Genomic DNA, 26,763 nt, shown 5'->3' with positions numbered 1-26,763 from the left:
TGCTTAAGGCACATCGTAACCCAGCGCCGCCTTGCGGATGCGGAACCACTGCTGACGGTTCAGCGTCAGTTCCTGCGCCTTCAGCGCCGAACGCACGCGTTCAATCTTGCCGGAACCGATGATCGGCAGCGGCGCGGACGGCAGACGCATTACCCAGGCATACACCACCTGCTCGATAGTCTCGGCGCCGATTTCCTGCGCCACCGTCTGCAATTCATCGCGCAACGGCTGGAACTCCGCGTCGCTGAACAAGCGGCCGCCGCCAAGACAAGACCAGGCCATCGGCTTGATGCGCAATTGCTGACACTGATCCAGGGTGCCATCCAGAATGGCCGGCTGGTGGATCGGTGAAATCTCAACCTGATTGGTGACCAGCGAGAACGGCAGGCGCGACTGCAGCAACGTAAACTGTGCCGGCGTGAAGTTGGAAACGCCGAAATGGCGCACCTTGCCGCCTTTGTGCAGGGCGACAAAGGCTTCCGCCACTTCATCGGCTTCCATCAGCGGATCCGGGCGATGAATCAGCAACAGATCCAGGTAGTCGGTGTGCAGAAGCGCCAGTGAACGTTCGGCGCTGTGCACAATATGATCGCGGTCAGTGTTGTAATGGCCGATGGGGTTGCCGGGCTTGGCAGTCGTGGCGATGCCGCATTTAGACACCAGCTCCATCGACTGACGCAGCGAAGGTTTCAGACGCATTGCCTCGCCGAACGCCTGTTCGCAGGCATAACCGCCATAAATGTCCGCGTGGTCGGCGGTGGTGACACCCAGTTCGATGTGCTGCTCGATAAACGTCAGCAGTTGCTGCGGCGTCATGCCCCACTCCATCAAACGCCAGTATCCGCAAATCATGCGGGAAAATTCAGGCCCCTGCGGCGCGAGTTGAATACGGTTTACCATCGTTAAAGCCTCGTGACATTATTTAATGCCAGCATACACAAGCGGATAAGCGTGTGGGAAGCGGAAAGCCCCGTTAACGTGCGGCCGATCAGGAAAGGTTCAGAACAGCGAAGGCTGTTCCGGTTGCGGTTCGTCAGGTTGTTTGTTGGCGCGTTGCAGGCGCAGGAAGCGTTGGTGGCACAGGCGCAGCACGTCGCGTTTTTGCGCGTCGCTCATTTGCATCCAGCCAAAACGCTCCTCGCGACTGCGCAGGCAGCCACGGCAGAAACCGCGCTCATCGGCCTGGCAAATACCGCGACACGGGCTGGGGATGTCGAAAAACTCTAGCTGCTGCGGCACACGTCCTCCTGCATTCTCTTGCTAATTGAAGACGCCATTAGCGCCGCTGGCAAGTGACTTTTCAGTATGGCGGCGAAAATAGTCGCGCAAATAGCGCAGCGCCTGCCGATTTTTCTCGGGCATCGCCCTTTCCAGCGTCAGCGCGTGCAGCCGCAGCGGCGCGGGCCGCCATTCCGGCATCAGTTGGATAAGCTCCCCGCGCTGCAATTCGTCCTCAATTTCATTCAGCGGCTGAACCGAAATCCCGAGACCGCTGCGAGTAAAGGCGCGCATGACGGTCATGCTGTCGCTGACGATCTGCCCTTCCGCCAGCCGTAATTTAAGCTGCTGTCCGCCAAGATGGTGCAAATCCAGATGCGCGCCACTGTAAATACCAGAAATCCAGCGGTGTTGCATCAAATCCTGCGGCGTCTCCGGCACCCCGTGCTGGCTGAGATAACGCGGCGCGGCGCAAAGCACCATCGGCCACTCGGCCAGCGGGTGGGCGATCATATTCGCATCCGCCAACTGACGATTGACCCGCAGCGCGATATCGATACGCTGCTCAATCATGTCGACGATCCGATCGTCCGCCAATACGCGCAGCGTCAGTTTAGGGTGCGCCAGCAGCAGCGGCGCCATCGCCTCCGCCAGCGGGCGACCGCCAATGCCGACCGTGGTGGCGATACGCAGCTCCCCCACCAGGGTGTCGCGCAATTCCGCCAGCCGCTGTTCCGCCTGCTGCGCCTGAAACAACATCGCTTCGCAGCCGGGATAGAACGCCGCGCCCGCTTCGGTGAGCGCCAATCGCCGCGTGGAGCGGTGCAATAACGGCACGCCGAGCGCTTTTTCCAGCGAACGCATATGCTGGCTGACCGCCGATGGCGTCATGCCCAACCGCCGGGCGGCGCCGGCCAGCGATCCTTCCGCCACCACGGTGGCGAATACCGCCATTCGATTCAGTTTATCCACGATTATGAAGTTTTACTTAATCAAGAAAGCATGAATATGGCACTAATCAGATCTATTGTTAAGTACTAGAGTATCTCTAACTTCGCAGGCCAAGCTGGCCTGCCCCGCAGACAGACCCTATTTCTGACAGGAGCAAACAGATGAAAGTAGCCATTATTGGAGCAACAGGTTTTGTAGGCCGCCGCGTGGTGGACGAAGCGCTGGCGCGCGGCTTGCAAGTGACGGCGATTGCACGTCAGCCCAAGGATCTGCCGGACAATGCCAACCTGACCGTGGCGCTGGGTGACATCGCCGACACCGAATGGCTGGCGAAACAGCTGGCGGGCCAGGACGCAGTAATCAGCGCCTATAACCCAGGCTGGGCGGAAGATAACCTGTACGAAAAAACCAGCACCGGCGCACAGAAAATCCTGAACGCCGTGGAAAAGGCCGGCGTTAAGCGCCTGTTGGTGGTCGGCGGCGCCGGCAGCCTGGAGGTCGCGCCGGGCGTTGAACTGGTAGACACCCCACAGTTCCCGGAAAATATCCGCCCGGGCGCACAGGCAGTGCGTGATTTACGCAACAAGCTGCGTAACGGCTCGCCGCTGGACTGGACCTATCTTTCCCCTGCCGCGTTGCTGGAACCCGGCAAGCGCACCGGTCAGTTCCGTCTCGGCACCACCCAGTTACTGATGAATGGCCAGGCGCCGGCCAGTATCTCGGTAGAAGATTTGTCGGTAGCCATTATCGATGAGATCGAAAAACCGCAGTTTATTAAAGCGCAGTTTACCGCCGCTTACTAAACACCCTGTCAGACCGCGTTCCACGCGGTCTGACGGCTGCAAACTAAACCAAAATTAAACAAACCCGCCACCATTCTGAATCTCTAAGGCTTTCTTAAGTTTCATCCTGTAAATTTCGGCGCATTACTCATTATCAGGATTCAGATTTGGCAATGTGGTTACGTCAACGCTTACAGTGCAACAGCCTGGAGTTTATCCTCGCCAGCGCCGTGTTTTTCACTCTGTTCCAGAACGCGTTATTCCTGCATAAGGCCTGGTCGTATATCAATTTCGATAGCGTCCACAACCTGATCTTCGCTGCCACCATGCCGGTAGTGATTTTCTGCGCGTTGAACATTATCTTCAGCGTATTGACCGTGCCTTTCCTGCGCAAACCGCTGATGATTTTCTTTCTGCTCGGCAGCGCGGCCGCCAACTACTTTATGTTCAGCTACGGCGTGGTGATCGACGGCAACATGATGCAAAACGCCTTCGAAACCAACCCGCAAGAGGCGACCGCCCTGTTGACGCCGCGCATGGGGTTATGGTTGGCGCTGCTTGGCATTTTGCCTGCGGTGTTGGTGTGTTTTACCGAGATCCGCATCACCCGCCCGTGGTGGTATATGGCCGGGCTGCGCGCCGCCAACGTGATGCTCTCGGTGGTGGTGATCCTGATTATCGCCGCGCTGTTTTATAAGGATTACGCCTCGCTGATCCGCAACAACAAAAGCGTGGTGAAAATGCTGACGCCGTCGAACTTCGTTTCCGGCACCATCAAGTTTACCCAACAGCGCTATTTTACCCATAACCTGCCGCTGGTGAAAATCGGCGAAGATGCACGTAAAGGGCCATTGATCGCCGGGCAACAAAAGAAATCCCTGGTGATCCTGGTCGTGGGGGAAACCGCCCGCGCCGAGAATTTCTCGCTCGGCGGCTACGGGCGCGACACCAATCCGCGCCTGAAGCAAGACAATGTGCTGTACTTTAAAAACGCCAGCTCCTGCGGTACCGAAACGGCGATCTCTGTCCCCTGCATGTTCTCCAATATGCCGCGCAAGGACTACGACGCCACGCTGGCGACCCACCAGGAAGGCATGCTCGACGTGCTGGCGCATGCCAGCGTCAACGTACTTTGGCGTGAAAACGACGGTGGGTGCAAAGGCGCCTGCGATCGCGTGCCGCACGTCGACATGACCAAGCTGAAACTGCCGCAGGATTGCGACGGCGACGTCTGTATGGATAACGTGCTGCTGTATAAGCTGAATGACTACATCAACGGCCTGAAAGACGATGGCGTGATCGTGTTGCACCAGATGGGTAGCCACGGGCCGGCCTATTTCCGCCGCAGCACGCCGGAGTTCCAGAAGTTTTCGCCAACCTGCGACAGCAATCAGATCCAGGATTGTACCCATGAGCAGTTGGTAAATACTTATGACAACTCACTGCTGTATACCGACGCGATGCTGGACGACACCATCAAGCTGCTGCAACAGCACAGCGATAAATTCAATACCGCGCTGGTTTACCTCTCCGATCACGGCGAATCCTTGGGTGAAAATGGCATGTACCTGCACGGCACGCCTTACGTGTTTGCCCCCAGCCAGCAAACCCACGTTCCTTTCCTGATGTGGATGTCCGCCGACTATGAGCGCAGCTTCAAGGTTGACCGCCAGTGCCTGAGTAACATGGCCGAAAAGGATGAGATCTCGCAAGACAATCTGTTCCATACCCTGCTCGGTATGCTGAACGTGCAAACCCGCGAGTATCAGCCGCAACTGGATATTTTGCATCGCTGCCGCAACGTGGCATAAAGGCTTAACTTCTGCCCCCCGCTCGGGCAAAATACCGCTCTTCGCAACCGGCGTTTTTACGCCGGTTTTTTTATTGTTATTGACCTAGACCAATCGGTCTATTATGCTTGTCTCCATTATGACGAAACATGCGCACTGCCCCGTAGATACCCGTGAACATCTGCTCGCTACCGGCGAGACACTTAGCCTGCGCCTGGGTTTTACCGGCATGGGGCTGAGCGAACTGCTGACCACGGCAGGTGTGCCGAAAGGCTCGTTTTATCACTATTTCCGCTCGAAGGAAGCCTTCGGCGAAAGCATGCTGCAGCGTTATTTCGAGCACTACGATGCTGAGATGCAACGGCTGTTTAGCGACGATAAAAGCGACGCTCGCCACCAGTTGCTGAGCTATTACGCCCAGGCGATCAGCTTCCATTGCCGCAGCGAATGCCATAACGCCTGCCTGGCGGTGAAACTCTCAGCCGAAGTGAGCGACCTGTCGGAACCCATGCGCCACGCCCTGGAGACCGGCACCGCACGGGTGATTGGCCACCTGCAGGATGCCATCGAGCGCGGCATCCGCGAAGGTTCGTTGTCGATAGCCATGAGCCCGGCTGCCACCGCAGAAACGCTGTACTCACTGTGGCTTGGCGCCTCGCTGCGAGCCAAAATCCGCCGTTCGGTCGCCCCGCTGACCAGCGCGCTGGAAAGTATCGAATTGCTGTTGCGCCCGCCGCAGCCGTAAACGTAATACCCAAGCTTTACCGAAAAATTACCCTGTTGGGCAGTTAGTTAGCCATTACTAGTCGACCGGTCTATTAATATAGGATGCACTATGAAGATTGAAAAATTGTTCTCCCCGCTGAAGGTTGGCTCTGCAACGTTGCCAAACCGCGTGTTTATGGCCCCGCTGACGCGTCTTCGCAGCATTGAGCCTGGCGATATCCCTACTCCGCTGATGGCCGAATATTATGCCCAGCGCGCCAGTGCCGGTCTGATCGTGACCGAAGCCACCCAGATTTCTTTCCAGGCGAAAGGCTATGCCGGCGCTCCGGGGCTGCATACCCCAGAGCAGATCGCCGCGTGGAAAAAAATCACCCAGGCCGTACACGATAAAAACGGCCATATCGCCGTTCAGTTGTGGCATGTGGGCCGCATCTCCCACAGCAGCCTGCAACCGGGCCAACAGGCACCGGTAGCCCCTTCCGCGATCAATGCCGACTCCCGCACCACCGTGCGCGACGAAACCGGTGCCTGGGTGCGGGTTCCAACCTCGACCCCGCGTGCGCTGGAAACCGAAGAGATCCCAGGCATTATTAACGATTTCCGCCAGGCAAGCGCCAATGCGCGTGAGGCCGGTTTCGACTTTATCGAACTGCACGCGGCCCACGGTTATCTGCTGCACCAGTTCATGTCCCCAGCCTCCAACCAGCGCACCGATCAGTACGGCGGCAATATCGAAAACCGTACGCGCCTGACGCTGGAAGTGGTGGACGCAACCATCGCTGAATGGGGTTCAGAGCATATCGGCATCCGCATTTCGCCGCTGGGCCCGTTCAATGGCCTGGATAACGGTGAAGATCAGGAAGAAGCGGCGCTGTATCTGGTCGAAGAGTTGAATAAGCGCAACATCGCTTTCCTGCACATTTCCGAACCGGACTGGGCAGGCGGCAAACCTTATTCCAACGCCTTCCGCGATTCGGTACGCGCCCGCTTTAAAGGGGTGATCGTCGGCGCAGGCGCCTATACCGCCGAGAAAGCCGAAGAGCTGATCAACAAAGGCTTTATCGATGCGGTAGCCTTTGGCCGCAGCTATATCGCCAACCCGGATCTGGTCGAGCGTTTCAAACAGAACGCACCGCTGAACGAACCGCATGCGGAAACCTTCTACGGCGGCGGCGCCGAAGGTTATACCGATTATCCGACGCTGTAAGCAATAACGATTTGACCACGCGTAATATCCCCCCGTTGTCAGGCAACGTTCTGACAATGGGGGGATATTTTTATGCCTGTTGTTCTTCAAGATGCAGATCGTCGACTATCCGCGGCGGGTTGCCTGACGTTCGGCAATATCTGCGGCAGCAATTTCATCCGTAGAAGGCAGCGGCTTGATGGTGACCTCACCCGAAATAAAGCGTTTTCCTTTAAAATCCTTGCCGAAATAACGCGTGCTGATGGCATGAAACTCGGCATTGCCCGATGCCAGATGTTCTAATTCAGTGAGATATCTTCTTACGTCAATACGCTCTCCAAATGGCCCTGCCAGCACCTTGTCGCGCGCGTTAATCAGTTTTTGTTCGTTCTCCCGGACGATACCCGCCAGCTTATCGAGAGATTGCTGCAGCGTCAGCCCCTCGAGATACATAAGCAACCAGACCGAGTTGACGGAGTCGGCAATATGTATTTCCTTGCGAAACGAATAGGGGTCATTCACCAATGTAATAGAATCTATCGCGGCCGTTCTTGCGACACCCAACGACTCTTCAGCGGCCAGTACATCGGTCATATCAACATCGATAGCATATTCCGTCATCATGGCCGCCCAGTCGCCATAATTATCGATACGCCGCAGCTCCAGATAGCGATCAAAAGTCAAGGTATCCATCTGCAAAGCCAGTGAGTCCGTCTGTCTGTCAATCATGGTATGCATAGACGTTTCCAAACGTTGCCAAACCCGGGGGTTCGACGCGAGTTGCGCCTTTATCGGGAGTAACCCTTCATACAACAACTGCGCGATTGGGAAACTATCAGGGGGGCGGATACCGGCTATGGCATCGAAGTAATGATGCCGAAGTTCGGCTTGTTTTTGTTGGTCCCCGAGGACGTCGGGGTTGGTGGTGGTGTCATCTATCAGAGTCGTGATGCTCATCATCCGCTCCGTATAGTAAATCCGGTCTTTTTTGGCATGTGGATAACATAGCCCGCCAAATGAAGGCATGCTCATTGATAAATAATGATCAACTGCCTTTTGGCTGCCGTAATGCGCTAAAATATAAGGACTATCGGTAAGCGCGACCTGCGCTTCGGCAGCATCATGATCGGGGTGCCACAGAGGCTGCAATGTGAGGAGAAAGTCTGGGTGGTATATCTTATCCCCTAACCTGGGCTTACCTGATAAAGTCTGAACGAAGTTGGGCGCCTTGGACATGTTCGGTTCCTCAGTCATGACTTGCGTAGATACACATCCTCAAGGCCGTTTCAGGATAGTGCTATAAATAGAAAACTTGTTTTTAACTATCGCGACCGCCAGGTTTTCACACATCACGCGCAGTTCCTCCAAAGCGCCGCCCGCACCGTCAGGAAAATGCCTTTCGATGTTATTGCGAATATCCAGTAACCATTTGGTTGCATCGGCATCACTGGGCAACACTCTTTTGTCTTGAATGATGAAACCGCTTTTTTCCAAAACGGAGAAAAAATACCCAGGCGTTTTCCGATGATTACACGCCAATCGGTCAACAGTATCCAGGGTGTCAGATTGATATGTCGCAAGATCAATCTTGTACAGATTGTCCGAAATAATCACCGTGCCGCCTGGCGACACGCGTTGCCACAGCTTATCCATCACCCTTTCGAAAAGCTCACCGGAAAAATGCGAAATAACGCCGCGCATGATTACCAGGTCGTAAGGTTGCTCCCTGCCGGGTAAAAGGTCGATATCCTGCGCATTGCACTGAAATAGGTTGATGCGATCCCTGAGCCCTTGCTCGGCATGAAATCGGGAACAGTAATTAAGCTGCTGACCGCTCACATTAATCCCATCCAAACGCCGGCATTCTGGATAACGGTCCGCCAAATGCTTGAGGATATAGCCCCATCCGCAACCAATATCCAAAATGCGGCGCATGGCCGGTCGCTCGCTGCCGGTCACGCCGGCCAAAAACAGCTGCTGCTCGAAATAACGCACACCGGCGCTATCCAGAGAGGCCGTAGGTTTGAATTTCAACAACGGGGTCAGGGACGCCCCGTCGTTGTCATACACCCCAAACTGGAACAGCAACGTATCGCCGATGGCCTTACGCCAGCGATCCGGTTCTTCGCAGTAGGCTTGCACCACTTTCTCTTCGTAACCGTCGATGTTTTTATCCCGGATCACCTGGTAAGGCTGGTTCTGTAGATACACCGAATCGGAATATTGAGTTTCAGACAGATTGCTCATGATCGCTCTCCTCGATAAATACAGATTTACTCAGGCCGTGTTCGCGCAATTGTTGCCCTTGTTCACCCTCAGACCAGCAGCTTCACCAAGCGCACGTGGCATTGTTCATCGTCTCCGGCACAGAGCGCCCCGTCGCCTATCACTGCGATACAATGCCGCCGTTTTTGCTGCCGCCGGGCCGCATGGGCCATCCCCAGGCTGTGCTAAAGGTGTCCTGGGGGATTCATCCCGTCCTGGAAAACCGGAAACGCCCCTCTTTTGACGCAGGTCGCTCATCTGTTCGCGTCTATCGGTACTCGTTTTGTGCGGATGGCATTGATGGCCGAGGTTCGAAGCCAAATGGCCACCATTTTTTGCAATGCCGAATAATAAAACGCTCGGAGTTCATTCACAGCCTGTGCCAATTACTCACGGGTTAATTCCCGCCAATCAATCGGAAAATTAATTAAACCCGGCAACGAACCCATATTATCCCCCGTCGTTTAAGACTTTTTCATTAGCGGGAGGCGATTTTTGCCCAACCTTCCAGCGTATCTGAATGGGTGTTTTTTATTATTTCTTTGAACCATACGGTGAAAGAGTCAGGATTAGTCGCTACTTTATCGGCTATTTGCCGAATACCGATCCACGCCCAGCCATCGACTTCCTCAGGATTAACCTGCAGTTGGCCATCAAACAATCCAACAAAAATATGGTCAAATTCATGCTCAATTAAATCGCCCGGCACTTCCGCATGGTAGGTAAAACTGGAAACCTTCCGTAACCGAGTGCTAAAACCCATCTCTTCCTGTAGCCTTCGCTGCGCCGCAGCCTGGGTGGCCTCTCCCCAGCGCGGGTGCCCGCAACAGCTGTTGGTCCACAACCCAGCCGAATGATATTTGCTGCGCGCTCTTTGCTGCAGCAACAATTGACCTTTACTATCAAATATAAATATCGAAAATGCACGATGTAATAACCCCTGTTGATGAACAGATAGTTTCCCTTCAGAACCAATAGAATTATCTTTTTTATCAACCAGAATCAGCATTTCTTCCATAGCAAAGACCTTTCAAACGGGTATGCCCGCACTGAAACCACAGTTATATTACTAAAGTCTATTTTTGATTTTTGTCAAATCCCCATAATTCAATGCAGGTTTCCATTTACTTTAAAAACAGCATCGCTTTAGATTGCCACAGCCAAAAATATAATAAATGCAATTATTTAACACCCCATGCCTATTAGCGTCAAAATCAGAACAATCAATAAAAATGGCGATAAGGAATTTTATATTTTAATAAAATCAGCAAGCTAGTTGTACACTAATGGGTTTCCAAAATAGCTCTTATAAAAAAGATTTTTTAGCCTGAAACATCATCATTTCGTGACTGCGTCACATCCCCCCTTTTCCCGTCCCTGGCTCGCGTTGTAATGCCTTACGTGACAACGCTATACTGGGTGGCTTAACTCCATTCGCCGTTGATGACGGCACACCCAATCAGAGGAATTATGCGCTTACTCCATACCATGATCCGCGTCGGTGACCTGCAACGCTCCATCGACTTCTATACCAAGGTATTAGGCATGCGCCTGCTGCGCACCAGCGAGAACCCTGAATACAAATACTCGTTGGCATTTGTCGGTTATACCGATGAAAGCGAAGGCGCAGTGATTGAGCTGACCTATAACTGGGGCACCGATAGCTACGAGATGGGCACCGCGTTCGGCCATCTGGCACTGGGCGTCGACGATGTGGCCGCCACCTGCGACAGCATTCGTAACGCCGGCGGTAAAGTGAGCCGTGAAGCCGGCCCGGTCAAAGGCGGCACCACGATTATCGCCTTTGTCGAAGATCCGGACGGCTACAAGATCGAACTGATCGAGAACAAACATGCCGGTCAGGGTCTCGGCCACTGAGACCGATAAGGGGCGCTTTCGGCGCCCTTCTTGTTATGCCTGCGATAACCGCCTGCAACCGGGCGCAAAATTTGCCATAATGCGCGCTGTATTCGATGAAGATAAGAAACTGATGGCCGAAAAAAGTGATCTTAACGCCCTGAGTGGTCGTTTTCGTGGGTTTTATCCCGTAGTTATAGATATAGAAACCGCCGGATTTAATGCCAAAACCGACGCGCTGCTGGAGATTGCCGCCGTTACGTTAAAAATGGACGAAGAAGGCTGGTTGCAGCAGGATGAAACCCTGCACTTTCACGTTGAACCTTTTGAAGGCGCCAACCTGCAACCCGAAGCGCTGGCATTCAACGGTATCGATCCCCATAACCCGCTGCGTGGCGCAGTCAGTGAATACGACGCGCTGCACAGCATTTTTAAAGCGGTGCGTAAAGGCATCAAGGATCGCGGCTGTAACCGGGCGATTATCGTGGCGCACAACGCCAATTTTGATCACAGCTTTCTCATGGCCGCAGCGGAGCGCGCAAGTCTGAAGCGCAATCCTTTCCACCCGTTCGCCACCTTTGACACCGCAGCGCTGAGCGGGCTGGTGTTGGGGCAAACCGTGTTGGCCAAAGCCTGTATTGCCGCCAATATTCCGTTCGACAGCACTCAGGCGCATTCGGCCCTGTACGACACCGAACAAACGGCTCAACTGTTCTGCGAACTGGTTAACCGCTGGAAACGCCTTGGCGGATGGCCACTGGCCATCGGTGATACTGACACTACCCTATAGCTTTCAAGTTGCAGCCAGGCGCCCACCCCAGGCGCTTGCTTCAGTAAGTCATTGGGGGGAACTAGTGCAGGTAACAACGCTGCAGCTTGAAAGATGACGGGTATAAACTACAAATAAATCGGGCGGCCCAGTAGCACTGGCACCGCCCGATGTCTTCTGGCAATAAACCCGAGCCGTTATGGCTGCTGGTCTTCTTGCTCTTTATACTTCTCTGCAGTTTCTTTGATCAACTGCTGCAGTTCGCCGCGCTGATACATCTCCATGATGATATCGCAGCCGCCTACCAGCTCACCGTCTACCCACAACTGCGGGAAAGTCGGCCAGTTGGCGTATTTCGGCAACTCGGAACGGATATCCGGGTTCTGCAGAATATCAACGTAGGCAAAGCGTTCGCCACAGGCAGACAGCGCCTGCACCGCTTGCGCAGAGAAACCGCAGTTTGGCAATTTCGGTGAACCTTTCATGTACAGCAGAATAGGGTTCTCACCGATCTGCTGTTGAATTTTTTCAATCGTCGTCATTTATCGCTTCCTCAAGCCACATCTCATGGCTACAACATGCATCACACTGGCTATTGTAGCGGCTGGAACAGTCGCAAGAAAACGCCATCTTTTGCAAGGGCATTTCCCCGTTGCCAATCGCGTCTCACCGGCCAGGCCATTCCGGTTAAAACATACGCTCAGAATAACATTTTTAATCCGACCATTTCACTAATATATTTTTCCGCCGCACAGCCCCATTTAATAATTCCCGCAGCGGCAAAAGGCGATTTTTTATACATCAATGGATTGATTTTTCAGCAAAAAAATTGTCGTTAACGTTTTCTCACAATATGGATTATCATTTATGAGTTCTTCGCTGTTTTATATGGCGAAATTGGGGAATACTGTCATTCTTTCGATATCTGTTCCGGGGCCAAGGTTGGTAACGTCGACATGCGTTTAATTCTTACGCTTTTTGTGCTGTTGTTTACACAGCTATTCTTAAATCTGGCGCACGCTGCGCCACAGGCGCGTGTTGCCGCCGAGCAGCGCAAAAGCCACGTTAATGAAGCTCGTCCGGATGACCGCAAGAAAAAGAAAGCGGCAAAGGCCAGCAAAAAAGTGAAAGTCACTGCTACGCCAAAAACTGCCAAGGTTTCCAAAGCCAAAACAGAAAAAACCGCTAAAAAGATCGTTAGCGCCAAATCGAAACACTCAACCCAGAAAATAGCCAAAATCAAAGTAACCCCACCGAAAAAGGGCTACAAAAAAGGCTATGGCCGCCATCGGGAAGCCGGTATGGCCACCGCCAAACTGGTGCGTGACGATAAGCCATTGAAACTCAGCCCGGCGCACAAAAAGCGCTATCAGCACGCCAAGCAAACCGCCATGGCCAAGCTGATGGATCAAATGGGCAAACCTTATCGCTGGGGCGGCACCTCGCCAAGAACCGGTTTCGACTGCAGCGGCCTGATTTATTACGCCTATAAAGACGTCGTGAAAATCAAGATGCCGCGTACCGCCAACGAAATGTATCACCTGCGCGATGCGGCGCCGATCAAGAAAAACGAACTGGAAAGCGGTGACCTGGTGTTCTTCCGCATCAACAACCGCGGCATGGCCGATCATGTCGGCGTCTATCTGGGCAACGGCAAATTCATTCAGTCACCGCGTACCGGCGAGGAAATCCGTATCAGCCAGTTGGACAACGACTACTGGCAAAACCACTATATCGGCGCACGCCGTGTAGTAACGCCGAAAACCATTCGATAATATCCTCCGCGGCTGGCGCTCTCCCGCCGGCCGCCCTCCTCGCAAGCGACGCCTTCTGTGCTTTCACCGCGCTCTGAGAACAGTTTTGCGAACCCGCAGGTGAAATTTCCGGGCATTGGTGTGGCTGGAGGCTTGCAAGAAGACGTAATGGCAGGAAAACGCGAACAGGCGCAGCGAGCTGCGCCTGTGTTACAACCGGGGATCAGTTCAACGCCGCAGTGAAGCTAAAAGCAATAATAACGGCCAGCGCGCACACAGTCGTGAACAGTGACATTTTCAGATCGGTATCCATTACAACTCCTTTTCAGACGGGATTTCCCAAGGGTAAAAGGCACACAATTAATGCGTCAACCCATTTTCCCACAGTTAGACAATAAAATCTTGTTATCATTTCCCGGTTTATAATACTGATTACCTCTTCCACTTTGGCTCAATATGGGACAAAATTCGCAGTTCACAACTGCGTACCGGCAAAAATGCCCCTCCTGACCAAGCGCTGACGACTTCAACACACTAAAAACTCAGCTTCGTTTATTTGGAAGAAGGATCTACGCAGGCAAACGATTAACATCACACTTACATGCTGCAACATGTGAGTTCAGGAGTCATTCTTTACATGGCAACGATTAAAGATGTGGCCAAACGCGCTGGCGTTTCCACCACCACCGTTTCGCACGTCATCAATAAGACTCGTTTCGTCGCCGAAGAGACCAAAGCGGCCGTTGGGGCCGCGATCAAAGAGCTGCACTATTCTCCCAGCGCCGTGGCGCGCAGCCTGAAGGTCAATCACACCAAATCTATTGGCCTGCTGGCCACCTCCAGCGAAGCGCCCTATTTCGCCGAAGTGATCGAGGCGGTGGAAAACAGCTGCTACAGCAAAGGCTATACGCTGATCCTGTGTAATTCGCACAATAACCTGGACAAGCAACGCGCTTATCTGGCGATGCTGGCGCAAAAACGCGTCGACGGCCTGCTGGTGATGTGCTCTGAATACCCGGATCAATTGCTGGGGATGCTGGAAGATTACCGTAATATCCCCATGGTGGTCATGGACTGGGGCGCCGCACGCGGTGATTTTACCGATACCATCATCGATAACGCCTTCGAAGGCGGTTATCTGGCCGGCCGCTATCTGATCGAGCGTGGTCACCGCGATATTGGCGCCATTCCGGGCCAGTTGGCGCGCAATACCGGCGGCGGCCGCCATCAGGGCTTTTTGAAAGCCATGGAAGAAGCCAATATCGAGGTGCGCGACGAGTGGATTGTTCAGGGCGACTTCGAACCGGAATCCGGCTACAAGGCCATGCATCAGATATTGTCGCAGAAACAACGCCCGACGGCGGTATTCTGCGGCGGCGACATCATGGCGATGGGCGCTATCTGCGCCGCCGATGAACTGGGGCTGCGAGTACCGCAGGACATTTCAGTCATCGGCTACGATAACGTGCGCAACGCGCGCTATTTCACCCCGGCGCTGACGACGATCCACCAGCCCAAAGAGCGTTTGGGTGAGATGGCGTTCACCATGCTGCTGGATCGCATCATCAGCAAGCGTGAAGAGTCGCAGGTCATTGAAGTGCATCCGAAGCTGGTTGAACGCCGCTCGGTCGCCGACGGCCCCTTTATCGATTACCGCCGCTAGTCGCCAGCGCCGGGAACCAAGGCGGTTTCCGGCGCCACTTCGCTCAGCCATTCCTGGTTCAAGGTTTCACTGTCCCCCAGGTAGTCCAGTAACCAGGCCATCGCCGGCGATGGGGTATTCTGCTGCCAGGTCAGGCAGCATGGGCTGGCGGGAAACGGCTGTTGCAGTTGCAGCGCCACCAACTCGCCGCGTTGTACCAACGGCAGCACCTGATGCGCCGGCATCATGCCGACACACAAGCCAGCGCACAAGCAATCCACCGCCGATGCCCAATCCGGCACCACCAACCGCCGCTGGTTGTCCAGCGTCCAGGTGACCCGTTTGGGCAGATTGCGCGAGGTATCCTCCAGACACAGGGAAGGAAAAGGCCGGAGCTGATCGTCGTTCAGCAGGCCCTCCAACGCCGCCAATGGATGCTGCGGGCTGGCGACACACAACCAGCGCATATCGCCCATGTCACGAAAGGCAAAACCGCCGCCGACAGGCACCGCTCGCGTAGCGCCGATCGCCATATCGGCGCGGCCGTCCACCAACGCATCCCAGACGCCGTTAAACACTTCCGGTTGGATCAGCAGCTCAACATCGGGGAAATGGCGGTAAAAATCCAACACCAGCTGTCGGCTGCGCTGCGGCTTGACGATGATATCCACCGCAATTTTTAATTGGCCGCGCCAACCATTGGCCACCTGCTGGCACTGCCTGCGCGTGTCGAGCATTTTTTTGATGACACCGCGCGCCTCCTGAATAAATAACAGGCCGGCCGGCGTCAGTTCTACATCACGATGACGCCGTTCAAATAACGGCACCGCCAACCATTGTTCCAGTTGCCGAACGGTATAGCTCACCGCCGAAGGCACCCGGTGCAGTTCCTGCGCCGCCGCGCTGAAGCTGCCGGTGCGGGCGACCGCGTCCACGACATCAAGAGAATATTCAGACCACATGGTTTGCCTTCAATTTTTTTAACAGCACTTCGCAAATATTACCGTTTCACAAGCAGAGATCCAGCCGGATACACTTGCCGGCGCTAAAAACCTGCGACAATAAAATATTAATGAGAAATACCATGCGAAATTCCTTTGGTTTTATGTTCTATCTTGCCGGCCTGAGCATGCTGGGTTACCTGGCCACCGACATGTATCTGCCCGCCTTTGGCGCCATGCAGCTGGATCTGCAAATTTCCGCCGGTGCAATCAGCGCCAGCCTGAGCATTTTCCTGGCCGGTTTTGCCTTTGCTCAACTGCTCTGGGGGCCGCTCTCCGATAATTTGGGCCGTAAACCCGTGCTGCTGATTGGCCTGGCGCTGTTTGCCCTGGGCTGCCTCGGCATGCTGTGGGTACAGAATGCCGTCCAGTTGTGGTCATTGCGCTTTATTCAGGCGATCGGCGTGTGCTCAGCCGCCGTCACCTGGCAAGCGTTGGTCATTGACCGCTACCGTGAAGGCAAGGCCAATCGCGTATTCGCCACCATTATGCCGCTGGTGGCACTTTCGCCAGCGCTGGCGCCGCTGGTCGGCGCCTGGCTGCTGAACCACATGGGATGGCGGGCAATTTTCGCCGTTCTGCTGGGTATCACCGTCATTTTGCTGCTGCCTACGCTGTTACTGAAGGAAAGCGCCAAAAGCGCGCCATTGGCCACTCGGAAAAACACCCTGAGCTTCTTCCAACTGCTGAAATCGCCGGTATTCAGCGGTAACGTCACCATCTTTGCCGCCTGCTCTGCCGGCTTTTTTGCCTGGCTCACCGGCTCGCCGTTTATTCTTGGCGATATGGGTTACAGCCCCAATGACATTGGCCTGAGCTATGTCCCGCAGACGCTGGCATTCTTATTGGGCGGTTACGGTTGCCGTACGGCGTTAAATCGCATCAATGGCAACACCCTGCTGCCGTGGCTGCTGGTAGGTTATGGCATCAGCATGGTGGCGTTATATCTGGTAGCAACAATGACCGAGCCTACGCTGACCACATTATTGATTCCATTCTGTCTAATGGCGCTGGTCAACGGAGCCTGCTACCCGATCGTAGTGGCGAATGCGTTGATGCCCTTCCCGGAAGGCACCGGCAAAGCCGCAGCCCTGCAAAATACATTGCAGTTGGGTTTATGCTTTGTCGCCAGCCTATTGGTTTCGGCCTTTATTGCCCAACCGCTGTTGGCGACGGTAACGGTAATGGTTTCAACGGTGGTATTGGCCGCGTTGGGGTATATGTTGCAACGGGGAAAAGTGATTGATGATGCACAGGCGACGCGCCAGGAACATGCTAACCCTGCGTCATAATTACCAGAATTAATAATCACTTAAAGAATATTTTTGCCGAGTGCGATTTACGGTTGAGTCAGCGCCTCGGCAAGCCTATACTCAAAAACGACCTTTTAAAATAACACTTTTGTAGTCTTATTATCACAAGTAGCTGTTGTGTACGCGTAAGGCGTCACACTTTTTTAAGGATTTGTTTATCCTGTGCCTATTGCGCTGGAGTCTTCTTAAAATTTTCCTCTGTTCATAGTCGGATATCAGACGCCACGGTGACTTTTCACCGCAGGTAAACGTATGCGCCCGCAGAAATTGTCTAAGCTATTTTCTGGCGGGTCATAAGTCAGAAGAAGGTGATGGAGAAGCTATGAGTTCATCGTGTATAGAAGATGTGAGCATTCAAGACAACCCATGGTACCGTATCGCTCATGAAATGCTCAGCATGGCCGGTATTGAAATAAACGGCTCACGCCCTTTCGATATTCAGGTTAAAAACCCTAATTTTTTTAAACGCGTGCTGCAGGAAGGTTCTCTCGGTCTGGGCGAAAGTTATATGGACGGCTGGTGGGAATGCGAACGGCTGGATATTTTCTTTCAACGCGTAGTCAGCGCCGGCCTTGAAAAGAAACTCCCGCATCATTTGAAAGACACTCTGCGTATTGCCGCCGCGCGATTAACCAATTTGCAATCGAAGAAACGCGCCTGGATTGTCGGTAAAGAACATTACGATCTGGGAAACGATCTTTTTACGCTGATGCTCGATCCCTATATGCAATATTCCTGCGCCTATTGGAAAGAGGCAACCACGCTCGAAGAAGCGCAGGAAGCCAAGCTGCGAATGATTTGCGAGAAACTGCAGTTGCAGCCGGGCATGAAATTATTGGATATCGGCTGTGGTTGGGGCGGCCTTTCCGCCTTTGCGGCGAAAAACTACGGCGTTTCCGTCGTGGGCGTCACCATCTCCGCAGAACAGCAAAAGCTGGCGCAGGAACGCTGCGCCGGACTGGACGTTGAAATCCTGCTACAGGACTATCGCGATCTGTACCAGCAGTTTGATCGCATTGTCTCCGTCGGCATGTTTGAGCACGTCGGCCCCAAAAATTATCGCACCTACTTCAAGGTGGTGGAGCGTAATTTAAAACCGGACGGCCTTTTCCTGCTGCATACCATTGGTTCGAACCGGACAGATATGAATGTTGACCCGTGGATCAACAAATATATCTTCCCTAATGGTTGCCTGCCTTCAATCACGCAAATAGCCAAAGCCAGCGAGGGGCGTTTCGTGATGGAGGATTGGCATAATATTGGCGCCGATTATGATCGCACGCTGATGGTCTGGTACGAGCGCTTCAGGCAGGCCTGGCCGCAGCTGGCCCAACGTTATTCCGAGCGTTTCGAACGTATGTTCAGCTATTATCTGAACGCCTGTGCCGGGGCATTCCGTGCGCGCGATATCCAATTGTGGCAGGTAGTGCTTAGCCCGAAAGGCATTGAAGGCGGTATCCGCGTCCCGCGCTGATTATCCTGCAGAGTAAAAAACATGCCCTATGGATTTCGATCTGCAGCCAGGCACTTGCTTAACTAAGTCGCCGGGGTGACAAATTTGCCGGGAGCAGATTTGAACGCTGCTGGCAGTGGCCTTTTGAGGGACGTGGCCCAAGGATGGGCCACGTAATTGAGTGCAGGCAACAACGCTGCAACCTGAAAGACGACGGGTATATCAGCCGCAATAAACCCGAATGATTTTATCATCGCTATCGCCCAGGAAGTTCAGACGACGCAGGTTAAAGTCCATGGTAACGGCCGAATTGTACGGTATAGCGCGTACCTGAGATTCAATCTGAACGCCTTCCAGCGCCGACATCGGTTTACCGACGTAACTCTGGTATTGCGATGCGCCGCAGGTATCACTTTCCGCATCAACGGCCTGATTGGCCGCGCCCTGCTCGGGTGAACTGCTACAGGCACTCAGCGCCAGCAGCGCCGTTAACATTAACGTTTTCCCATAAAACTTCACGCGGTTACTCCTCTGTGGTTATTGTCCGTCAGATCTTCTGCGCCAGCGCGCTCGCCGTCGCCATTGCCGCTTCGCGGCTCGCCAACACCCGCTCAACGGTGTCTACCACCGCCTGCGTTTGCGGATCGATCTCAATATTCACCTTGTCACCCAGGCGTTTTTTGCCCAGCGTGGTGCGCTCAAGCGTTTCCGGGATCAGATGAACGCAGAAACGGTTATTCACCACCTCTCCGATCGTCAGGCTAATACCGTCAATGCCAATAAAACCTTTATGCAGAACGTATTTCATCAGTTCCGCGTCAGGCATGCGCAGCCATACCTGGCGGTTATTTTCGGAGGTATAAATCTTGGCGACTTCCGCCGTGCAGATAATATGGCCGGACATCAGGTGGCCGCCAATTTCATCGTTGAATTTGGCTGCCCTTTCGATATTGACCACGTCCCCCAAAGCCAGCTCGCCGAGATTGGTCAGGCGCAACGTTTCTTTGATCAAATCGAAACTGACGCGGTTGCCTTCCACCGCGGTGACGGTCAGGCAGCAACCGTTATGGGATACCGACGCGCCGAGCTCCAGCCCTGGCAGCAGTTCCGCAGGCATCTCGATGACATGGGTGCGGAAGTTGGATTTTTCATCAATGGCGACCAGCGGCGCGGTGCCTTGTACGATACCGGTGAACATGTGAGCCTCTTCTTTCTGAAAATGTTTAAAGCGCTTGGGGCAGTTTGCCCCAGTTGGCGTGGAAAACCAAACCCGGGAGGCAAAAAATCCGCGCCTGCGCATTTAATAACTATTTCGTCACAACATTTGCTTAACGACGCCGAGCGCGTACAATCTTTTGGACAAAATTCCGCTATTTTTAATTGTTGTCCTTTCGCGACGACCCTCCCCTCAATCATAAATAAATAGAAAAGGTGTATGCGTGCAGAAGTACTTCATTGAAGCGCGTAGTTTATTGGCTCTCGCAATTCCGGTAATCATCGCGCAAATATCGCAAACCGCAATGGGCGTGGTCGATACCATTATGGCCGGGGCTTATAGCGCCACGGATATGGCCGCCGTCGCCGTCGGTACCTCTATCTGGCTACCGGCCATTCTGTTCGGCCACGGCCTGCTGCTGGCGCTGACACCGGTGATCGCGCAGCTTAACGGCGCCGGCCGCCGCGACCGCATCGCTCACCAGGTACGCCAGGGTTTTTGGCTGGCTTCCGCGGTCTCTGTCCTGATTATTGTCGTGCTGTATAACAGCAAGTTCGTGATCGACATGATGCACAATATCGATCCGCAACTGGCAGATAAAGCCGTTGGCTACCTGCACGCCATCATGTGGGGCGCGCCGGGCTATCTGTTCTTCCAGGTGCTGCGCGGCCAATGTGAAGGCTTGTCGAAAACCAAACCCGGCATGGTGATTGGCTTTCTCGGCCTGCTGGTCAATATCCCGATTAACTATATTTTCATCTACGGCAAGTTCGGTATGCCTGAGCTGGGCGGCGTCGGCTGCGGCGTGGCGACCGGCAGCGTCTACTGGTTCATGTTCCTGGCGATGCGCTGGTATGTAAAACGCGCACCGTCGCAACGCGACATCCTGCCGCACGAAGGCAGCAACCGCAGCCCGGATTGGCCGGCGATGAGACGTCTCGTCGGCATCGGTCTGCCGGTGGCGTTGGCGCTGTTTTTTGAAGTGACGCTGTTCGCCATCGTCGCCCTGCTGGTCTCGCCGCTGGGCATCATTTCCGTGGCCGGGCATCAGATTGCGCTGAACTTCAGCGCATTGATGTTCGTGCTGCCGATGTCGCTTGGCGTCGGCGCCACCATTCGCGTCGGCCATCGGCTCGGCGAAGGCGCGGTCGAAGGCGCGCGGATTGCAGCCTATACGGCTATCGGCGTCGGTATCCTGATGGCCTGTTGCACCGCCCTGTTTACCGCCACCTTCCGCGAACAAATCGCCCTGCTGTACAACGACAGCCCGGCGGTAGTGGCCATGGCATCGCACCTGATGTTGCTTGCTGCCATTTATCAGATTTCCGATTCGATTCAGGTGATCGGCAGCGGTATCCTGCGCGGTTATAAAGATACCCGCTCGATCTTCTTCATCACCTTTATCGCTTATTGGGTGCTGGGCCTGCCAAGCGGCTATATGCTGGCGCTGACCGATACCCTGGTGCCGGCAATGGGGCCAAGCGGATTCTGGATTGGTTTTATCATCGGCCTGACCTTTGCCGCCATCATGATGGCGGCGCGCATGCGCTGGCTGCAAAAACAGCCCGCAGTGCTGATTCTGCAGCGTTCCACCCGCTAAGCTTCGCCACCGGCCGGTCGGTTCCGCCGCCGGTGGCTTCTTCGTCCATGTTTGCAGAAAAAAACGCCGCACTGCACACAAGCTCAGCAATCGCGTGAAATACCGGATAAAATTACGTTTTTCTCCTTGCCAGCACGCGGGTAGCTCGTTAATATTCGTCCCCGCTGTCAGCCATGACAGACAGGAAAAGATGCGTCCGTAGCTCAGTTGGTTAGAGCACCACCTTGACATGGTGGGGGTCGGTGGTTCGAGTCCACTCGGACGCACCAAATTCCTAAAGCAGTACAGTGCGTCCGTAGCTCAGTTGGTTAGAGCACCACCTTGACATGGTGGGGGTCGGTGGTTCGAGTCCACTCGGACGCACCAAATTCCTAAAGCAGTGCAGTGCGTCCGTAGCTCAGTTGGTTAGAGCACCACCTTGACATGGTGGGGGTCGGTGGTTCGAGTCCACTCGGACGCACCAAATCATTATTTCCTCAGGTTTACCCTTTCTGTTCGATACTTCCATTACCCTAAACTGCCCATGCAATCGCGTAAGTTTGCTTGACTAACCGCTAGCCGTACCCGATATCATCAGGGGCGAACACCTTTTCAGGACAGGTTTAATGCTGACATTTACCGCTGAGACTCCGTTTGAAAAACTAGACAACGGCCTCCTCCGCCGCCAGGGCACAATGAGCGATGGCGCCCATGCTGCAGAAATCAAATTCGAAGCCGGCACCTTCGGGCAACTGCAAAAGCGGCTGCACCCATTACAAACGCGGGTCGTTTCCGGTGAATTTGAATTCACCGTTGGCAGCGATACTCAGATCGTGGTGGCCGGTGAAACGATAGTCATTCCCGCCAACACCGCCAGCGGGTGCTTCTGTCTGACCGCCGGCACGCTGCTGGAAATCGTCACGGCAGAGTGACTGAAGCAATTGTGGCGTTCACAGTAAGGTTATTTGCGCAACAAACACCTGCTGATGATTTGCATTTGCGCCACATTTGCTGCTGATTTGACGGTTCCGCCGTTGATCACCGGTTTTTTATTTTGTTTCCCGTCGCTTAGCCTTTATAATGCGCAACGTCTTTCAGTTGAATGGTTTCAGCCCTTGATCTGCGAAAACGCAATAACAACACATTTTCATCTCATCATGTTGCGCAGCATCCCTACGCCCCGGCGCGGGCTGAATTTTTCCGCCCCATTTCAACTCTGGTCACCTATCCTTAACTGTGTTTTGCACCACCAGGCGCGACTCAAATTCCATACCGGTGGCCTGGCCGCCGGTTTTATTCGTTTTTTTATCCATCACAACTTGTAGAAAACTCCGTCATGAAAAAGACCAAAATTGTTTGTACCATCGGTCCAAAAACCGAATCGGAAGAAATGCTGACCAACCTGCTCAATGCAGGCATGAACGTAATGCGTCTTAACTTCTCCCACGGCGATTACGAAGAACACGGCAACCGCATCAAGAACATGCGCGCAGTCATCGCGAAAACCGGTAAAAACGCCGGCATCCTGCTGGACACCAAAGGCCCGGAAATCCGCACCATGAAGCTGGAAGGCGGTAAGGACGCGGCGCTGGTTGCCGGCCAGACCTTCACTTTCACTACCGACCAGAGCGTTATCGGCAATAACGAACGCGTTGCGGTGACCTACTCCGGCTTCGCCGCCGATCTGAAAATCGGCAATACCGTGCTGGTTGACGATGGCCTGATCGGCATGGAAGTCACTAACGTGACCGAGAACGAAGTGATCTGTAACGTGCTCAACAGCGGTGATCTGGGTGAAAACAAAGGCGTTAACCTGCCGGGCGTTTCCATTCAACTGCCCGCGCTGGCTGAAAAAGACAAACGCGACCTGATTTTCGGCTGCGAACAAGGTGTCGACTTCGTTGCCGCTTCCTTTATCCGCAAGCGTTCCGACGTGCTGGAAATCCGCGAACATTTGAAAGCCCACGGCGGCGAGCAGATTCAGATCATCTCCAAAATCGAAAACCAGGAAGGCCTGAACAATTTCGACGAGATCCTCGAAGCTTCTGACGGCATCATGGTAGCTCGTGGCGATCTGGGCGTAGAAATCCCGGTAGAAGAAGTGATCTTCGCTCAGAAGATGATGATCGAGAAATGTAATCGTGCACGTAAAGTGGTGATCACCGCCACCCAAATGCTGGATTCGATGATCAAAAATCCACGCCCTACCCGTGCCGAAGCCGGCGACGTGGCGAACGCCATTCTGGACGGTACCGACGCCGTGATGCTGTCGGGCGAGAGCGCCAAGGGTAAATACCCGCTGGAAGCCGTGACCATTATGGCCACCATCTGCGAGCGCACCGATCGCGTGATGCCAAGCCGTATTGACAGCCTGAACGACAACCGCAAACTGCGCATCACCGAAGCCGTCTGCCGTGGCGCCGTTGAAACCGCAGAAAAACTGGACGCGCCATTGATTGTGGTTGCCACCAGCGGCGGTAAATCAGCCAAATCCGTGCGTAAATACTTCCCTAACGCCGTGATTCTGGCCCTGACCACCAACGAAGTTACCGCCCGCCAATTGATCCTGACCAAAGGCGTTACCCCGCAAATGGTCAAAGAAATCGCCTCTACCGACGACTTCTATCGCATTGGCAAAGAAGCTGCGCTGGCCAGCGGCCTGGCGCAAAAAGGCGACGTCGTCGTGATGGTTTCTGGCGCTCTGGTACCGAGCGGCACCACCAATACCGCCTCGGTACACGTGCTGTAATATAAAACGTGACATAATTGTCTTGACCAAAACGCCGCTTAGCGGCGTTTTTTTTAGCAGTAGTAAACCGTTTTCTCAAAAACGCAACCGCCGATTGCTCATTATTTAGCTAATTACAAATCGGAGTTGTCCCATGGAATCCAGCTGTTTTCCCTAGATTTTTTAACTATTTTTCAAAAGAAGATGCAAGTTTGAGCGAACGATCAAAATAAAGCACTCCAATACAAAAAAATTATTCTCTTTCGAAAAAAGTTTGTGTAATACTTGTAACGCTACATGGAGATTAACTCAATCTAGAGGGTGTTATAATGAATCGTACTAAACTGGTACTGGGCGCGGTAATCCTGGGTTCCACTCTGCTGGCAGGCTGCTCTAGCAATGCTAAAATCGATCAACTGTCTTCTGACGTTCAGACTCTGAACGCTAAAGTTGACCAGCTGAGCAACGACGTGAACGCAATCCGTTCTGACGTTCAAGCAGCTAAAGACGACGCAGCACGTGCTAACCAGCGCCTGGACAACCAAGCTCACGCTTACAAAAAGTAAGATAGCTTCGGTTATTGAAAACGGCGCACATTGTGCGCCGTTTTTTTTGGTCTGCATTTCCCCTTTCTTCTCGCACCAGGCGAAAAAAAGGGTTCAGCGCGCTGAACCCCCTCAGAATTGTCAGTTATGACCCGTTTTTAATTCACTGAGCTGATAGGTGCCCCCTTGAACAAGCCCTTATTCGCTTTCTGCGGGGCTACAGGCGTTAAAGTCACCTCAGACATACTCTGCCCCAGATTAACCAGTACCGGCATGCCAGAGCGGCGTACAACCGCGCTGTCGAACACCGTACGATCGGTCTGCGCATCCGCGACAAAGGTTTTTTCGGTTTTGGACAACGTAATCGGCATGGTCTGCGGATCGTCGCTTTCGATTCTCGACAGCGGCTGATGGACTTCGACGTAACGCTTGCCGTCCGGCTCCACGGAAATTTTCACCGGATCGTTAATCACCTGCACGCGGGTGCCGCGCGGCACCATGTTGAACAGCGCTTCGATATCCTTCGGACGCAGACGGATACAGCCGGAGCTGACGCGCATGCCAATACCGAAATTGGCATTGGTGCCGTGGATCAAATACTCACCGTGCCCCATAGCCAGACGCATGGCAAACAGCCCCATCGGGTTTTCAGGGCCGGCCGGTATCACCGCCGGCAGCGTCACGCCTTTGGCCTGATAGCGTTTACGGATGTTGGCCGTGGGTGTCCAGGTCGGGTTCGGGATCTTCTGGCTGACTGAGGTCACCTGCAGCGGCGTATGCATGCCGGTCTGACCAATACCGATGGGATAAACAATCACTTTGTTCTCGCCTTTCGGGTAGTAGTACAGGCGCAGTTCGGCCAGATTGACCACTATTCCCTCACGCTTGGTGTCCGGCAGCAACATTTGAGTCGGGATGGTCAATACCGAACCCGGCTTGGGCAGGAACGGATCCGTACCTGGATTGGCCTCCAGCATGCCCAGCAGGCCAATTTGATAGTCGGCGGCAATCGCCTCCAGCGGGCGGCCATCGTTAGGTACGGTGTAAGTGGTGTTCTCGCCAATCAGGCGGCTGTCCGGCGGCGGCAGCGGGTATTCGGTCGCGCTGGCGGCTTGGGTGCCTGTCAGTACGGTGGCGAATAGCATGCCCATTAAACTCAACGCACGTTTCATTATCATCCCTATATGCTTATTACGGTTCGGCCACAAGGCTAGCTGGCACCTGACGACAGGTAAATCAGACAATACCTGATTAATACTAGCAACGCTGGCATTAAAGGCAATAAGTCCTCTAAAAATCAACATGTTATAACGTAATCGCGCACCAGAATTGTCAGCAATACGTCAATGAGTAAGCTGCTGAAATGTCACTGATTTGCTGCACGGACAGGGGGACAGGAGGAGGTTTGTAAAGGCTCATTGACACAAGAAATATATTCAACGCATCAATAAGCCATTTTTGAATAGCAAAGCAGGATCACGCCAACTGGGCGGCCTTAATGCGGATAGCGCGGATCATCGCCTCCAACCCTTGAGAGCGCGAAGGCGTCAAGTGTTGGCTAAGCGCCAACTCGGCGAAAAAGGGTCGAACATCAAGCTCGGTAATCTGCTGTGGCGTCATTTGGTGATACAGAATAAACACCACCGCCAGCAACCCTTTGACGATGGCAGCGTCGCTGTCGCCGTGAAATTCGACGCGCCCTTGCTCGTCGGTATGCATCACAATCCACACCTGGCTCTGGCAGCCGGAAATCAGGTTACCCGCCTGGCGTTCAGCCTCGTCAAGCGCCGGCAACTTCGCGCCCAGTTCAATCACATACAGGTACTTATCTTCCCAGTTGAGGCAACGGGAAAAATTTCGCACCAATTTATCTTTATCCGGCAAGTTCGCCATGAGGATCCTTTCAATAATTCAGGGGCCGGCATGCCGGGCCCCACACAACTGTCCGCAGGCATTGTTTCGCCACAGAGCGCCACAAGAGGCGCCCT

Annotated in this window: 29 protein-coding genes and 3 tRNA genes; 18 read left to right on the top strand and 14 right to left on the bottom strand. The window is 53.9% G+C overall.

The features are described from left to right. Window positions 1-3: 3 nt before the first annotated feature. The 3 genes from JK621_RS09745 to JK621_RS09735 form a co-directional block, all read right to left on the bottom strand. Entirely contained in the window at window positions 4-900 is an 897-nt protein-coding gene (locus JK621_RS09745) for an aldo/keto reductase (protein WP_212559611.1), read from the bottom strand. 99 nt (window positions 901-999) lie between these two features. After that, window positions 1,000-1,239: a DUF1289 domain-containing protein gene (locus tag JK621_RS09740; RefSeq protein ID WP_013812685.1), complete on the bottom strand. Its 240-nt coding sequence runs from the start codon at window positions 1,237-1,239 to the stop codon at window positions 1,000-1,002. A gap of 21 nt (window positions 1,240-1,260) precedes the next feature. After that, the gene (locus tag JK621_RS09735; RefSeq protein WP_212559610.1) at window positions 1,261-2,190 is read right to left on the bottom strand and encodes a LysR substrate-binding domain-containing protein; all 930 of its coding nucleotides are present in this window, start codon (window positions 2,188-2,190) and stop codon (window positions 1,261-1,263) included. Between the two features lie 140 nt (window positions 2,191-2,330). Here JK621_RS09735 and JK621_RS09730 point away from each other — a divergent pair, with 140 nt between their 5' ends. The 4 genes from JK621_RS09730 to JK621_RS09715 all read left to right on the top strand — a co-directional run bounded on the left by JK621_RS09730 (window position 2,331) and on the right by JK621_RS09715 (window position 6,674). Further along, window positions 2,331-2,972, top strand: coding sequence for an NAD(P)-dependent oxidoreductase (locus tag JK621_RS09730; protein ID WP_212559609.1), 642 nt, complete (start codon window positions 2,331-2,333; stop codon window positions 2,970-2,972). Between the two features lie 152 nt (window positions 2,973-3,124). Beyond that, window positions 3,125-4,762, top strand: coding sequence for a phosphoethanolamine transferase EptA (gene eptA / locus JK621_RS09725; RefSeq protein WP_212559608.1), 1,638 nt, complete (start codon window positions 3,125-3,127; stop codon window positions 4,760-4,762). 103 nt (window positions 4,763-4,865) lie between these two features. Then, complete coding sequence (locus JK621_RS09720; RefSeq protein ID WP_212559607.1) at window positions 4,866-5,486, top strand: TetR/AcrR family transcriptional regulator; 621 nt, start codon at window positions 4,866-4,868, stop codon at window positions 5,484-5,486. A gap of 90 nt (window positions 5,487-5,576) precedes the next feature. Continuing rightward, a complete protein-coding gene (locus tag JK621_RS09715) occupies window positions 5,577-6,674 on the top strand; it encodes an alkene reductase (protein WP_212559606.1) in 1,098 nt (365 codons plus the stop codon). A 105-nt stretch (window positions 6,675-6,779) separates the two neighbouring features. Here the strand turns inward: JK621_RS09715 and JK621_RS09710 are convergent, their stop codons facing one another. The 4 genes from JK621_RS09710 to idi form a co-directional block, all read right to left on the bottom strand. After that, window positions 6,780-7,889, bottom strand: coding sequence for a terpene synthase family protein (locus JK621_RS09710; protein ID WP_212559605.1), 1,110 nt, complete (start codon window positions 7,887-7,889; stop codon window positions 6,780-6,782). 39 nt (window positions 7,890-7,928) lie between these two features. Further along, on the bottom strand, window positions 7,929-8,900 hold the full coding sequence (locus JK621_RS09705) for an SAM-dependent methyltransferase (protein ID WP_212559604.1): 972 nt from the start codon (window positions 8,898-8,900) through the stop codon (window positions 7,929-7,931). A 68-nt stretch (window positions 8,901-8,968) separates the two neighbouring features. Next, window positions 8,969-9,091 carry a hypothetical protein gene (locus JK621_RS25470; RefSeq protein ID WP_283249354.1) on the bottom strand — a complete coding sequence of 41 codons (123 nt, stop codon included), beginning with the start codon at window positions 9,089-9,091 and terminating at the stop codon, window positions 8,969-8,971. 305 nt (window positions 9,092-9,396) lie between these two features. Next, window positions 9,397-9,936, bottom strand: coding sequence for an isopentenyl-diphosphate Delta-isomerase (gene idi, locus JK621_RS09695; protein ID WP_212559603.1), 540 nt, complete (start codon window positions 9,934-9,936; stop codon window positions 9,397-9,399). A gap of 452 nt (window positions 9,937-10,388) precedes the next feature. Between idi and gloA the strand changes: the two genes are divergently transcribed. Beyond that, the gene (gloA, locus tag JK621_RS09690) at window positions 10,389-10,796 is read left to right on the top strand and encodes a lactoylglutathione lyase (protein WP_004943750.1); all 408 of its coding nucleotides are present in this window, start codon (window positions 10,389-10,391) and stop codon (window positions 10,794-10,796) included. Window positions 10,797-10,875: 79 nt separating this feature from the next. Continuing rightward, window positions 10,876-11,565, top strand: a complete 690-nt coding sequence (rnt, locus tag JK621_RS09685; protein ID WP_212559602.1) for a ribonuclease T — start codon at window positions 10,876-10,878, stop codon at window positions 11,563-11,565. 176 nt (window positions 11,566-11,741) lie between these two features. On the opposite strand, the gene JK621_RS09680 is transcribed toward rnt, so the two are convergent. Then, window positions 11,742-12,086 carry a Grx4 family monothiol glutaredoxin gene (locus tag JK621_RS09680; RefSeq protein ID WP_212559601.1) on the bottom strand — a complete coding sequence of 115 codons (345 nt, stop codon included), beginning with the start codon at window positions 12,084-12,086 and terminating at the stop codon, window positions 11,742-11,744. Between the two features lie 414 nt (window positions 12,087-12,500). Between JK621_RS09680 and JK621_RS09675 the strand changes: the two genes are divergently transcribed. After that, a complete protein-coding gene (locus JK621_RS09675) occupies window positions 12,501-13,319 on the top strand; it encodes a C40 family peptidase (protein ID WP_212559600.1) in 819 nt (272 codons plus the stop codon). A gap of 202 nt (window positions 13,320-13,521) precedes the next feature. Here JK621_RS09675 and JK621_RS09670 read toward each other — a convergent pair whose 3' ends face one another. Continuing rightward, on the bottom strand, window positions 13,522-13,611 hold the full coding sequence (locus JK621_RS09670; RefSeq protein WP_004943739.1) for a YnhF family membrane protein: 90 nt from the start codon (window positions 13,609-13,611) through the stop codon (window positions 13,522-13,524). 324 nt (window positions 13,612-13,935) lie between these two features. Between JK621_RS09670 and purR the strand changes: the two genes are divergently transcribed. Next, window positions 13,936-14,961, top strand: coding sequence for an HTH-type transcriptional repressor PurR (gene purR, locus JK621_RS09665; RefSeq protein ID WP_065506178.1), 1,026 nt, complete (start codon window positions 13,936-13,938; stop codon window positions 14,959-14,961). Here the strand turns inward: purR and punR are convergent. Next, complete coding sequence (punR, locus tag JK621_RS09660; protein WP_212559599.1) at window positions 14,958-15,902, bottom strand: DNA-binding transcriptional activator PunR; 945 nt, start codon at window positions 15,900-15,902, stop codon at window positions 14,958-14,960. The two genes, purR and punR, sit on opposite strands and share 4 nt — an antisense overlap. 122 nt (window positions 15,903-16,024) lie before the next feature. Between punR and punC the strand changes: the two genes are divergently transcribed. Together punC and cfa are read left to right on the top strand one after the other, a co-directional pair. Next, window positions 16,025-17,233, top strand: a complete 1,209-nt coding sequence (punC, locus tag JK621_RS09655; protein ID WP_212559598.1) for a purine nucleoside transporter PunC — start codon at window positions 16,025-16,027, stop codon at window positions 17,231-17,233. 343 nt (window positions 17,234-17,576) lie between these two features. Then, a complete protein-coding gene (cfa, locus tag JK621_RS09650) occupies window positions 17,577-18,728 on the top strand; it encodes a cyclopropane fatty acyl phospholipid synthase (RefSeq protein ID WP_212559597.1) in 1,152 nt (383 codons plus the stop codon). Window positions 18,729-18,929: 201 nt separating this feature from the next. Here cfa and JK621_RS09645 read toward each other — a convergent pair whose 3' ends face one another. Both JK621_RS09645 and JK621_RS09640 read right to left on the bottom strand, forming a co-directional pair. Beyond that, window positions 18,930-19,226 carry an I78 family peptidase inhibitor gene (locus JK621_RS09645; RefSeq protein ID WP_212559596.1) on the bottom strand — a complete coding sequence of 99 codons (297 nt, stop codon included), beginning with the start codon at window positions 19,224-19,226 and terminating at the stop codon, window positions 18,930-18,932. Window positions 19,227-19,254: 28 nt separating this feature from the next. Continuing rightward, window positions 19,255-19,905, bottom strand: a complete 651-nt coding sequence (locus JK621_RS09640) for a riboflavin synthase subunit alpha (protein WP_212559595.1) — start codon at window positions 19,903-19,905, stop codon at window positions 19,255-19,257. Between the two features lie 241 nt (window positions 19,906-20,146). On the opposite strand from JK621_RS09640, the gene JK621_RS09635 reads away from it, so the two are divergent. From JK621_RS09635 to JK621_RS09600, 8 genes are all read left to right on the top strand, one after another. Continuing rightward, a complete protein-coding gene (locus tag JK621_RS09635) occupies window positions 20,147-21,523 on the top strand; it encodes an MATE family efflux transporter (protein ID WP_212559594.1) in 1,377 nt (458 codons plus the stop codon). Window positions 21,524-21,715: 192 nt separating this feature from the next. Further along, window positions 21,716-21,792, top strand: a tRNA-Val gene (locus tag JK621_RS09630). 20 nt (window positions 21,793-21,812) lie between these two features. Continuing rightward, window positions 21,813-21,889 (top strand) — tRNA-Val (locus tag JK621_RS09625). 20 nt (window positions 21,890-21,909) lie between these two features. Continuing rightward, window positions 21,910-21,986, top strand: a tRNA-Val gene (locus JK621_RS09620). A gap of 142 nt (window positions 21,987-22,128) precedes the next feature. Beyond that, window positions 22,129-22,434 carry a cupin gene (locus JK621_RS09615; RefSeq protein WP_212559593.1) on the top strand — a complete coding sequence of 102 codons (306 nt, stop codon included), beginning with the start codon at window positions 22,129-22,131 and terminating at the stop codon, window positions 22,432-22,434. Between the two features lie 33 nt (window positions 22,435-22,467). Next, window positions 22,468-22,827 carry a hypothetical protein gene (locus JK621_RS09610; protein WP_212559592.1) on the top strand — a complete coding sequence of 120 codons (360 nt, stop codon included), beginning with the start codon at window positions 22,468-22,470 and terminating at the stop codon, window positions 22,825-22,827. 11 nt (window positions 22,828-22,838) lie between these two features. Then, window positions 22,839-24,251 carry a pyruvate kinase PykF gene (gene pykF / locus JK621_RS09605; RefSeq protein WP_212559591.1) on the top strand — a complete coding sequence of 471 codons (1,413 nt, stop codon included), beginning with the start codon at window positions 22,839-22,841 and terminating at the stop codon, window positions 24,249-24,251. A 308-nt stretch (window positions 24,252-24,559) separates the two neighbouring features. Continuing rightward, window positions 24,560-24,796: a major outer membrane lipoprotein gene (locus JK621_RS09600; protein WP_004943717.1), complete on the top strand. Its 237-nt coding sequence runs from the start codon at window positions 24,560-24,562 to the stop codon at window positions 24,794-24,796. A gap of 137 nt (window positions 24,797-24,933) precedes the next feature. Here the strand turns inward: JK621_RS09600 and JK621_RS09595 are convergent, their stop codons facing one another. Both JK621_RS09595 and sufE read right to left on the bottom strand, forming a co-directional pair. Continuing rightward, window positions 24,934-25,947, bottom strand: coding sequence for a L,D-transpeptidase family protein (locus JK621_RS09595; RefSeq protein WP_212559590.1), 1,014 nt, complete (start codon window positions 25,945-25,947; stop codon window positions 24,934-24,936). A 304-nt stretch (window positions 25,948-26,251) separates the two neighbouring features. Further along, the gene (gene sufE / locus JK621_RS09590) at window positions 26,252-26,668 is read right to left on the bottom strand and encodes a cysteine desulfuration protein SufE (protein WP_212559589.1); all 417 of its coding nucleotides are present in this window, start codon (window positions 26,666-26,668) and stop codon (window positions 26,252-26,254) included. Window positions 26,669-26,763: the final 95 nt, after the last annotated feature.

Origin of the sequence: Serratia plymuthica, assembly GCF_018336935.1 — a bacterium.
GTDB classification, from domain to species: Bacteria; Pseudomonadota; Gammaproteobacteria; order Enterobacterales; family Enterobacteriaceae; genus Serratia; species Serratia plymuthica_B.
This window is presented reverse-complemented; position numbering and strand designations above follow the sequence as displayed.